2 protein-coding genes are annotated in these 1,299 nt (G+C 63.1%); both read right to left on the reverse strand.

Annotation, left to right across the window (positions count from 1 at the left end; translation table 11 throughout):
* Nucleotides 1–43 precede the first annotated feature (43 nt).
* Nucleotides 44–928, reverse strand: a complete 885-nt coding sequence (locus RCH12_RS18480; protein ID WP_327017885.1) for an IS3 family transposase — start codon at nt 926–928, stop codon at nt 44–46.
* A complete protein-coding gene (locus RCH12_RS18485) occupies nt 925–1,248 on the reverse strand; it encodes a transposase (protein ID WP_088455490.1) in 324 nt (107 codons plus the stop codon). Before RCH12_RS18485 ends, RCH12_RS18480 begins: the two co-directional genes overlap by 4 nt.
* Between the last annotated feature and the right edge of the window lie 51 nt (nt 1,249–1,299).

Below are 1,299 nucleotides of genomic sequence, written 5' to 3' on the forward strand. Positions count from 1 at the left end.
TGGGGTGACCCGTGCGTCCTGGACACTGTTCCTGATCATTTTATTAGGCCGCTGCCGGGGTGGCGTTGGCTGTTTTTGCCGTGCTGGCGAACGTTGTGAGGGCTTCGGCTGGTGTTTTGTAGCCGAGGCTCTGGTGGCGGCGGCGGGTGTTGTAGTGCCCGATGTATTTCACGACCTCATGGGTCGCCGCGCGGCGGGTGGTGAAGGTGAGCCAGGTGAGGCGTTCGGTCTTGAGTTTGGAGAAGAAGGACTCGGCGACGGCGTTGTCCCAGCACTGCATGTTCGCGCCCATCGAACGGCGGATGCCGTGCTTACCGCAGTACCTCGCGAAGCTTTTCGCCCGGTATTGCGAGCCGTGATCGGAGTGGAAGATCGTCCCGGCCGCGACGTGGCCGCTCGCTCGCGCCCGGTCCAAGGCCCGGATGATCAGGCCCACGGTCTGGCGTTTCCCGGTCGCGTATCCGAGCACCGCCCGCGAAGCCAGATCGATTACCGTCGCAACATAGAGCCACCCCTCACGGGTATGGACATAGGTGATGTCGCCGACCAGGATCGCTCCCGGGGTGAGGCTGCTGAAGAGCCGGTTCACCAGGTCGACCGGATCAACCTCACGACTGCTGCGCTGGTTGGCTTTCTTGAACGCCGCCTCGGCGAACAGCGGGATCAACCCCAGCTCGCGCATCCGCGCAGCCACCGTTTTACGGTCAACGGCCACACCGTCGGCATGCAGCGCGGCGGTCACTTTGCGATACCCCGCCGACCGCTCCGACGCCGCGAACTCGCAGATCACCAGCGCAGCGAGCTCGTCGCGACGCTCAGCTCTCGGTGAGGGTACGCGTCCGGCCCAGTCGTAGTAACCGGACCGGGACACCCCCAGCTTCTCGCACAAATACGACACCGGTAAGTCCGCCTTCAACCGGTCGATCACAACGAACCGTTGTCCTCGCGATCGAGTTCCCGGAAGAAGGCGTTCGCTTTTTTTAGGAACTCCACGTCCCGCTGCAGCCGCGCGTTCTCTTTCTCCAGATCCCGGATCCGTTCTCGTTGCTGCCGGGTCAACGCCCGTTCCGGGTCGATCTTGTTCAGCCGGGCCTGGTTCACCCAGGCCCACAAGGTCTTATCCGAGATGCCCAACTCAGCGGCCACCTGCGTGATCGGCCGCCGCGTCGACGTCACCATCTCGACAGCGTTCCTTCGTTCCTTGTCCGTGAACCTCCGACGGGGACCGGACTTCCTGACTGCTCCCATGATTTCATCCAATCAAATAGGAACACTGTCCGGAAGCACCGGGTCACCCCA

Origin of the sequence: Cryobacterium sp. MP_3.1, assembly GCF_035984795.1 — a bacterium.
Classification (GTDB): Bacteria; Actinomycetota; Actinomycetes; order Actinomycetales; family Microbacteriaceae; genus Cryobacterium; species Cryobacterium zongtaii.

Excerpts from the sequence above, each read along its gene's own strand:
- RCH12_RS18485 (WP_088455490.1), bottom strand. The coding sequence starts at position 1,248 with ATGGGAGCAGTCAGGAAGTCCGGTCCCCGTCGGAGGTTCACGGACAAG.